Origin of the sequence: Niallia sp. MER 6, assembly GCF_023714395.1 — a bacterium.
In the GTDB taxonomy this organism is placed as follows: domain Bacteria; phylum Bacillota; class Bacilli; order Bacillales; family Cytobacillaceae; genus Niallia.
On record NZ_JAMAUK010000061.1, the window covers coordinates 1 to 9,263 of the forward strand.

9 protein-coding genes and 1 pseudogene are annotated in these 9,263 nt (G+C 37.9%); 2 read left to right on the top strand and 8 right to left on the bottom strand.

Features of this window, described 5'->3' with window-relative positions:
* Positions 1 to 177: 177 nt before the first annotated feature.
* The 3 genes and pseudogenes from M3600_RS27660 to M3600_RS27670 all read right to left on the bottom strand — a co-directional run bounded on the left by M3600_RS27660 (position 178) and on the right by M3600_RS27670 (position 3,974).
* Positions 178 to 1,329, bottom strand: a complete 1,152-nt coding sequence (locus M3600_RS27660) for a M20 family metallopeptidase (protein ID WP_237941002.1) — start codon at positions 1,327 to 1,329, stop codon at positions 178 to 180.
* Positions 1,330 to 1,784: 455 nt separating this feature from the next.
* Positions 1,785 to 2,486: a GntR family transcriptional regulator gene (locus tag M3600_RS27665; RefSeq protein ID WP_233316794.1), complete on the bottom strand. Its 702-nt coding sequence runs from the start codon at positions 2,484 to 2,486 to the stop codon at positions 1,785 to 1,787.
* A gap of 78 nt (positions 2,487 to 2,564) precedes the next feature.
* Positions 2,565 to 3,974: pseudogene (locus tag M3600_RS27670) on the bottom strand (glycoside hydrolase family 1 protein).
* A 526-nt stretch (positions 3,975 to 4,500) separates the two neighbouring features.
* Between M3600_RS27670 and metG the strand changes: the two are divergent.
* On the top strand, positions 4,501 to 6,141 hold the full coding sequence (metG, locus tag M3600_RS27675) for a methionine--tRNA ligase (protein WP_251648408.1): 1,641 nt from the start codon (positions 4,501 to 4,503) through the stop codon (positions 6,139 to 6,141).
* Between the two features lie 59 nt (positions 6,142 to 6,200).
* On the opposite strand, the gene M3600_RS27680 is transcribed toward metG, so the two are convergent.
* The 4 genes from M3600_RS27680 to M3600_RS27695 all read right to left on the bottom strand — a co-directional run bounded on the left by M3600_RS27680 (position 6,201) and on the right by M3600_RS27695 (position 7,260).
* The gene (locus M3600_RS27680; RefSeq protein ID WP_233316791.1) at positions 6,201 to 6,476 is read right to left on the bottom strand and encodes a YqhV family protein; all 276 of its coding nucleotides are present in this window, start codon (positions 6,474 to 6,476) and stop codon (positions 6,201 to 6,203) included.
* 90 nt (positions 6,477 to 6,566) lie between these two features.
* Complete coding sequence (locus M3600_RS27685) at positions 6,567 to 6,776, bottom strand: hypothetical protein (RefSeq protein ID WP_233316790.1); 210 nt, start codon at positions 6,774 to 6,776, stop codon at positions 6,567 to 6,569.
* Between the two features lie 76 nt (positions 6,777 to 6,852).
* Positions 6,853 to 7,014 carry a hypothetical protein gene (locus M3600_RS27690; protein ID WP_233316789.1) on the bottom strand — a complete coding sequence of 54 codons (162 nt, stop codon included), beginning with the start codon at positions 7,012 to 7,014 and terminating at the stop codon, positions 6,853 to 6,855.
* A gap of 129 nt (positions 7,015 to 7,143) precedes the next feature.
* On the bottom strand, positions 7,144 to 7,260 hold the full coding sequence (locus M3600_RS27695) for a DUF4023 family protein (RefSeq protein ID WP_233316788.1): 117 nt from the start codon (positions 7,258 to 7,260) through the stop codon (positions 7,144 to 7,146).
* Between the two features lie 290 nt (positions 7,261 to 7,550).
* Here M3600_RS27695 and M3600_RS27700 point away from each other — a divergent pair, with 290 nt between their 5' ends.
* A complete protein-coding gene (locus tag M3600_RS27700) occupies positions 7,551 to 9,044 on the top strand; it encodes a peptide MFS transporter (protein ID WP_233316787.1) in 1,494 nt (497 codons plus the stop codon).
* A 63-nt stretch (positions 9,045 to 9,107) separates the two neighbouring features.
* Here the strand turns inward: M3600_RS27700 and M3600_RS27705 are convergent.
* The coding region (locus M3600_RS27705) for an IS3 family transposase (protein WP_251648410.1) at positions 9,108 to 9,263 on the bottom strand (156 nt) is incomplete at its 5' end.

A 9,263-nucleotide genomic window follows, 5' to 3' on the forward strand; every position in this document is an offset into this window, starting at 1 on the left:
TTTGAAAGCTTCCCAATGTTGGTGTTTATCAAAAAATATTCTTCTCAATATATTGGTCTCCATAAAATGAAAATACCACAGCTTAAATGACTGTGGTAGACCCAAATTTTTATACTTTCTTATCTTTAAAAAAAGCGAATCATTGATTCGCTTTTTTTGTGTTAAGCATTATCTAGCTTACGCTGTCATTCTCACTTTGGCGGTCAGTTTTGTTAATACTGTTGCAAGAAGCAGTGTCCGCTCAATGAAAGTATCCAACTCCAAATATTCTTCCTCACTGTGGGCATTTCCTCCAACTGGTCCAAGTCCATCTATTGTCGGAATTCCCATCGAGCTTGTAAATGCTCCGTCAGAGCCTCCGCCGGTAAAGGTGTCCTTGACTTCAATTCCAAGTTCCTTGCCAGCTTCTTTAATTATTTTTAATAGTTGAACTGATTGACTGTTTTTCTCCATTGGCGGTCTGCTTATGCTCCCCTTCACCTCAATCTCAGTGCCTTCCACGTCAGAAACAGCACAGATTTCGCGGATTTGCTTATCAATAAGAGGAGCTTGTTCCATATTAACAAGACGAACATCCACTCCAGCTTTCGCAGATGAAGCAACCGTATTGATGGATGTTCCTCCTTCAATCATTCCTACATTAACAGTTATTCCTTCTTGGTATTTAGTCAGTTTTTGAAGCTTAATGGTTTTGTATGCCAGCTCCTCAATTGCACTTCTCCCTTTTTCATGCTCAACACCTGCATGTGCACTGGTTCCCTTGACCATAATCGTATAGCGTCCCCCGCCTTTTCGAGCAGATACAATCGAACCATCCTTTCTGCCTGGCTCCACAATTAGGGCATAATCCTTCCCTCTTGCCGTTTGTTCGATAAGCTTTCTTGAATTAGCTGAACCGATTTCTTCGTCACTATTTAAGACTATTTCCACATTTTTTAGTGCAGAAGAATGAATGCTTCTTAGTGCTTTAACTGCATACAGAACAGATACAAGGCTGCCCTTCATATCAACAACTCCAGGGCCGTATGCTCTGTTTCCTTCTATTCGGAACGGGCGTTTTTTTGCAGTGCCTTCCGGAAAGACAGTATCCATATGGGCAACAATAATAACTTTCGGATCTCTAGCATCCTTATGACGCAAAACAAGATTATTTCCTGTTTTCTTCTCTTTTTTTATGGTTGAAACAAAGCCAGCCTCTGCAAACTTACTCTCTAAGATGTCTGCAATTTGGTCGACTCCTTTTTTTACATAGCTTCCGCTGTCAATATTTACGAGATTCTTGAGCAGCTCAATCATCTCTTTTTCCCTTTCTTTTAAATATTCCTCCATAATAGTGTTCCCCCTGATAATCCATGCTTTTAGCCATTATATTTTTTTTCGATGCTCTTTTAAAACTTACTTCTCTTTATTTGTTAATCTCCCCTTATCTTCGTCACGATAAGTGTGCCGTTTTTAAAGACAAGTATTGTTATAATTTTACGATACCCAGCAATGATAATAAGTCAGCATACTAACCTCTATTGCTGGTAAAATGCTTTTATATAAACTTTGACACTCCCTCTTCATTATTATTATATGCAAGTATCTTCCTGTTTGGGGACTAGGCAAATCTTTTAAATATCTTTTGATTTACGTGTATGGCCCATCAATAATTTACATACTATTCAGAAAAATTAACCGATATACAATAGTATAGGGCCAAAAAATTTATTGTCAATAAGGGTCAAACGTACTTCCCCCCCTTTTTCATAATGAAAAAAACCGCTTTATAAGCGGCCTCCTCTTTAAAACGTCAATGCCAGCAGTCTTGCTGAAGCATAATTATATTTTTCTAGAGAAACGTTAAATACAACTCCTGTATTTAAAAAAACGGTATTTTCCACAACTAAGGCAGGGTCTCCTTCTGGCAAACTTAAATGAAGACCATCCTCTTTCGAAAGCTTCTCGCAATAAATGAGTTTATCGGCAAACCCTACCTTTAGTCTTAAGTCTTCTGTTATATATCGATATATAGATGATTCAGCAATTTCTGTATTCAAATATGGTACCAATGTCTTATTGTAGTAAGCTTCTTCTAAAACAAGAGGCTCGCCATTTACGAAGCGAAGTCTTTTAATATAGTAAAGAGAATCACCAGGCTTACACTTCATTTTAGCAGCCAGTTTGCTGTCAGCCAGCACGAGTGACAATTCAATGATAGAGCTGTTCATATCAGCCCCGGCCAACTCACTAGTGAGCCCCCGCATTTTTCGAATCGTTATACAGCCAGGCCTGGAAAACTCTCTCAAAAAAAGACCGCTACCTTGCACTTGATAGACATAGCCTTCATCTGCCAATATTTTTAATGCTCTTCGAATGGTATTACGGCTGACTTGAAACCTATGCATCAACTCTTCTTCTGTCGGGAGCTTTTCGTTCGCTTGGAAATTCCCTTTTAGAATATCATTCTCGAGGGCACTGGCAACCATTTGGTATTTGACTGTCATATGCTTTTCTCCTCTCGATAAAAATGGGGCAGACTTCTACCTAGAAGAATACCCCTTTTAAATACTTACAGACTACAATTAAAGCTCTTCTCCTCTTGTTTCAATAATATGCTTGTACCAATGGAAGGAAAGCTTTTTCTTTCTTGCCAGATTGTTTTTATGGTCCACATAGATGAATCCATACTGTTTCTTATAACCGTTCAGCCAGCTTAAAAGATCAATTACAGACCATGCGTAGTATCCTTTTAAATGGATACCTTCTCCAATTGCTGTTTTTACTGCTTTTAAATGCTCTTCAATATATTTAATTCTTGGGACATCGACAATTTCATTCTCAATGACTGGATCTTCATCACCAAGACCATTCTCCGTAATATACAGTTTTACATCTCCATATCTTTCTTTTAGCATTCGCAAGCCATCAAGAAATCCTTCTGCAGAGATTTCCCAGCCCCATTTTGTATACACTTTGTCCTCCATCATGACCGTTTTGTAGACCCCGTCAAAGGATGGGTTTCCAGGCCTGCCTGTCGCATTGTCTCGGCTGATTTCAACTGCTTCAGCTGACCCTTGAATTTTTTCAACACGTGCCGGTTGATAATAGTTAAGCCCGATAAAATCATTGAAGCCAGCTGTTTCTTTCAAAAGCTGAAGCTCCTCGTTTGTCCAATCTGGCGTCAGTCCTTTTTCCGTTAGTGCATCCAATACATATTGCGGATATTCGCCTTTAAGGATAGGGTCATAGTACCAATATGTTTGGTAGTAATTCGCATGATTAGCAGCAAACCGATTATCTTCCTTGCTGTCCACGCCGAATGCAGGACTGAATACATGCGTAATACCAATTTCCCCGTATTGCTTTAGTTCTTTATATTTCTTCACTGCCATCGCATGGGCAAGAAACACATTATGTGTCGCCTAGAAATATTCTTTATGCGCATTCACTAATCCTGGCGGATGAGCACCGTTTAAATACCCTAGCGTACAGAAAACAATTGTTTCATTAAATGTAATCCAATGCTTAACCCTGTCTCCAAATGCTTTAAAGCAAACTTCCGCATATTTAGCAAACGCATTTGTTGTGCGTTTATTTGTCCAGCTGCCATCCTCTTCTAATGGAAGTGGGAGATCCCAATGGTAAAGAGTCACAAATGGGACAATTCCGTACTTTAGGCATTCATCTATTAAATTATTATAAAACTCAATTCCTTTTTCATTAATTTCTCCATCACCATCTGGAATAATCCGTGCCCAAGATATGGAGAAGCGATAGGATTCCAATCCCATTTCAGCCATTAATCGTACATCTTCCTTGTAGCGATGATAATGGTCAACTGCAACATCGCCATTCGTTCCTTCGAACGTTTTTCCAGGTATTTTAGAGAAGATATCCCAGTTAGTCACACCTTTACCGTCTTCATTCCACGCACCTTCCACTTGGTAAGAAGCCGATGCTGCACCGAATAAAAAATCTTTAGGGAATTTCATAATATGGAACCTCCATTATCTAATGTTAACCATCTATTTATTAGAACGTCTTATATTTGTTGGTACAATTACATTGTAAATGCTTTCATTAATAATGTAAACGCTTTATTTTAATTTTCTTCTTTTGTTCTTTTATGGTTGATTTTGGTAATTACAAAGCTTATAATATATCCAATCATATAAAATGTAGCGTTGATGAGGGAAAGTACAATAGATTATCTTTTACAGAGAGCTTCCACCCTGCTGCAAGGAAGCATTGATATCTATTAGAAAAATGGCCTCTGAGCTCCGCACTGAACATATTTATTAGTAGGCTGCGGCAAGATTTGACACTTGTTATCCATGTCACAGTATGAAGGCTTTTATTAAGCTGGGTGTACTTGCAGAGGCTGACTTGTGTGAGCAAGCAGTGAACAAAGGTGGTAACACGCGGCATAGAGCCCCGTCCTTTTCTTATGGAAAAGGGCGGGGCTTTTTATTTTGCAGCTTTGTTCATTTTTCCAAAACTTTTTAGGAGGAATGCAGGATGACTATTTTTATTGGAGGAGCTTGGCCATATGCAAATGGCTCATTGCATATCGGCCATATCGCTAGTTTATTGCCCGGGGATATTCTGGCAAGATATTACCGGCAAAAAGGAGAAAAAGTACTTTATGTCTCAGGCAGTGACTGCAATGGTACTCCCATTTCAGTTCGGGCAAACCAAGAAGGCGTTGAGCCAAAAACAATCGCAGACAGGTATCATCAGGAATTTGCACATGATTTTGAAGCACTAGGATTTTCCTATGATGTTTATACAAGAACAGATGCAGACCATCATCATAAAACCGTTCAGGAGCTATTTTTAGCTTTACAAAAAAATGGTCATCTATATAAAAAAGAGGTCGAGCAGGCGTACTGTATAAACTGTGCTCAATTTCTGCCAGACCGCTTTGTTGAAGGCATCTGCCCAGCCTGCGGTAATAAGGCACGGGGAGACCAATGTGATCATTGCTCTGCCATTTTAGAAGCACTGGAGCTTCATGATAAAAAATGCAAGCTTTGCCAGCATGAACCTACTGTTAGAACAACGGAGCACTTTTACTTCTCCTTAAGCTCCTTTCAGCAGCAGCTTGAGCAACTGCTGAAAAGCTCTTCAAAGAATGAGACATGGAGAAACAATGCCAGATTTTTGACAGAAAGATATTTAACAGAAGGACTGCGCGACAGAGCTGTAACAAGAGACTTGCCTGTTGGTGTGAGTGTTCCAATCGCTAACTATGAAGATAAAAAAATATATGTTTGGGTGGAGGCTGTTGCTGGATATTATTCAGCAAGCAAACACTGGGCTCACAAAACCGGAGGAAAGCATGAAGATTACTGGAATGAGAATACTGTGTCTTATTATGTGCATGGGAAAGACAATATTCCCTTTCATACTATTATTTGGCCGGCTCTCCTTCTTGGCTTAAACATCAAAGCACTGCCGGACTATATTCTTTCCAATGAATATATGACATTGGAGAGAAAGAAAATTTCTACAAGCCAAAACTATGCTGTTTGGATTCCTGACTTAATTAAGAAATATCACCCAGATTCTATTCGTTATTTTCTTACAATCAATGCTCCTGAAAAGCGGGACGCTGATTTCTCTTGGCGCGAATTCATCTACAGCCATAACAGTGAGCTTCTCGGCAGCTTTGGTAATTTTGTGAATCGGACTGTGAAATTCATCAGTAAATACTATTCAAATAATGTGGAAAAACGGGAGACAAGCGAAGAAGTCCGCAAGCAAATTAATACTAGCTACATACTAGTGGCTGAAAAAATAGAAGCAGGAGAAATAAAGCAGGCACTTCAATCATTGTTTGAGCTTATTCGATATTCGAATAAATATTTTGATAATAGGAAACCTTGGATTGATATCAAGGAAGACGAGGAATCATGCCGTCAGACGATTTATGATTGCTGCATCCTGTTAATAAATATCGGGCAGATGCTCCATCCCTTTTTACCATTTAGTTCAAACAAACTTAAATCTCTATTTCAGCTTAAAAAATGGTCTTGGGAATACACGGAAAAGATACCTGCTTTTATAAAGGATATAGAGCCGTTATTTGAACGAATTGATGTTGTTTCTATAGAGGAAGAAACAGACAAAATAAAAAACCAGACAGCAACCAGCTAGAGCTGCTATAAACAAAAAGCAAAATAAACCTGATAGAAGTCTATCAGGTTTATTATTATTCAGCTGCCCTTAACACCATACAAGATAAAGCCAACTCCTGTTAGCACACATAGCATCTTCCCGAACGAAATTTTGTCAGCAATACTGAAAAGGCCGATTGATGTCGTGGCAATCAGGATGAGCGGACCGACAATTGCAAGAGAACTATTGATAATTAAGGCTTTTTCTATTTGATTGGACTTTAGCATCAATACTGCTGCTGTTATTTCAATACATCCTGACAGCAGTCTGAGCAACGCCATTCCTAACACGGCCTTACCGATTAAAGAAAACATAAGCTCCTCCTATTAGCATGCAAACTTACTTTATTTATATGCATTTACTAGACTAATAGGACAGTTTTCTTTACTTAAGTTATATTAGTGTCAGCTTATAGAATGAAACCCTTGCTCTTTTATCTTCTCTAGTACTGTTTCCTTTGTTATTTGGTTTTCATCATAAACAATTTTGACTTCTCCGTCCGAAACATCAACAAGGGCTCTCTCTATCCCTTCTGTCGTAACTAAAGCTGCTTCTAATGAGTTAATTGGCTGTGCTTCTGTTGCTTCCTTTAAGTAAACTGTCATTTCCTTCATAAATTCTTGTACTCCCTTCCACACATTAATTGTCTAATAAGTAGAATACCCGATATTTAGGAAAACATGCTTCCATTTACATACGCTTATTCTCTCTAATGGATTTCATGCAGTTTGGACAAAAGCCTAATTCCTCTGCAAAAGCATACCACTTTTGACAATTTAAACATTTCTTATGTAGTTCTTCATTAATAAGCAGATCATAACCGTAATAAGTGACAACACGTTCAATTTTCAATCTGTTCTCCCTCCTTAAACAGCCCTTGTTAAGTTATGCGTTTCGTTTAAAAAGGTGCTAGTTGGGGGAAAATTAGAATTGGCAGAAAGAAAAAAAGCTGCCCATTTATTAAAACAGGCAGCTTTCACATCAATGCTGTTTGTTAGGAAGGCTGCTTTCTGGATGGCCTTTTCCTTTATGTTTGTTTTTCTCTTGTTTTTTACTGTTTTCCTTTAATGTTTGTACAAACTCACTTGTATCCTTCATGTTTTTTAACCTCCTTAAATTTACAAACATTTGTTAATTTAACCGAATGTACATATTTCCATTCCTTTTCACTACATTTCTAATTATTCCAAATTATACCTAAAAACTATATATAGATATAATAAAATAACAAAATTCTACTTAAAACTATATAAAACTATTTTGATTATAAAAATGGAAAAACTTGTTTAATCCTTTACAGAACAATATCGTTCGATATATTAAAATTTTTTTTGACAAAACATCTGTTTTTTCAGTATTATATTAGAATACTAGAGGAGGTTAAAACAATGCTAGACTTAAATAAACAGAAAATTGTGGACAGTGTTCCGCAAAAGGGTTTTTTTGGTCATCCAAAAGGACTTTTCACTCTGTTTTTCACAGAGTTCTGGGAGAGATTCTCTTATTACGGAATGAAAGCTATCCTTGTTTACTACATGTATTATGAAGTTTCAAAAGGCGGACTAGGCATTCCTGAAACTACTGCATTTGCCATTACGTCTATTTACGGTTCACTTGTCTATATGTCAGGAATCATTGGCGGCTGGTTAGCTGACCGAATTTTTGGTACTTCTAAAGCAGTATTTTATGGCGGTATTTTCATCATGCTTGGTCATATTGTTTTAGCAGTACCAGGAAGCATCAGCATGTTCTTCGTATCAATGGTGCTAATCGTTATTGGTACAGGCTTATTGAAACCAAACGTATCAAGTATTGTCGGTGAAATTTATTCACAGGAAGACAATCGCCGCGATGCAGGATTCAGTATCTTCTACATGGGTATCAACCTTGGAGGATTCCTTTCTCCGCTGATCGTCGGTGAAGTCGGCATGAACACAAGCTTCCATTTAGGCTTTGGTCTTGCTGCAATCGGTATGCTTATTGGATTATTAGTATTTATGTTTACAAAAAAGAAAAACCTTGGGTTGGCAGGTACCCTTGTTGCAAATCCTCTTTCAGCTACTGAAAAGAAAAAGGTTTATTCTATTATTGGTATTGGAATCGTTGTTCTTGCTATCATCTTAGCCATTACTATTCCAACAGGCCTTCTTACATTTGACACTTTTGCTATTGTAGTCGGTATCCTTGGATTCTTGATTCCAGCAATCTATATTACGGTAATGTACCGCAGTCCAAAAACAACATCTGACGAACGTTCTCGTTTGATTGCTTATATCCCATTGTTCTTAGCATCTGTAATGTTCTGGGCAATACAGGAGCAAGGTTCTACAATTCTTGCAGGATATGCTGATAAACGTACACAACTTGAATTTGCTGGCTTGCACTTATCGCCAACACTATTCCAATCATTGAACCCGCTGTTTATCATTATCTTTGCACCAATTATAGGATGGCTATGGGTTAAGCTTGGTGACCGCCAGCCTTCTATCCCAAAGAAATTCTCAATAGGATTGCTGTTTGCAGGTCTTTCTTTCCTAGTAATCCTGCTTCCAGCTTATTTTGGCGGAGCGAACTCGCTTGTTAATCCTTTATGGCTTGTGCTTAGCTACTTTATCGTTGTAATTGGAGAGCTTTGCTTATCTCCTGTAGGATTATCAGCAACAACAAAATTAGCGCCGGCTGCATTTTCTGCACAAACGATGAGCCTTTGGTTCTTATCTAATGCCGCAGCACAAGGATTGAATGCACAAATTGTTAAGTTCTATTCAGAAAAAACTGAAATGTTGTACTTCGGCATCATCGGTGGCTGCTCGATTGTACTAGCTCTTGTATTATTCCTTCTATCACCAATGATTCAAGGCAAAATGAAGGGCATTAAATAAATATAAAAAAAGAACTAGATCCATTTAAAGTGTACCCTTTGTAAAGGACATTTTATAAAAAGTCTATGCTGCTGTAAGAAGATGATCTCTGTATTGAACAGGGGTCATCTTTTTTAAGTTCCATTGGTATCTATAGTAATTGTAATAAATCATATATTGTTTGATTTCCTTTTTTACTTCATCTAAACTTGTACATGTTTTAATAGAGGTTTCATCTTT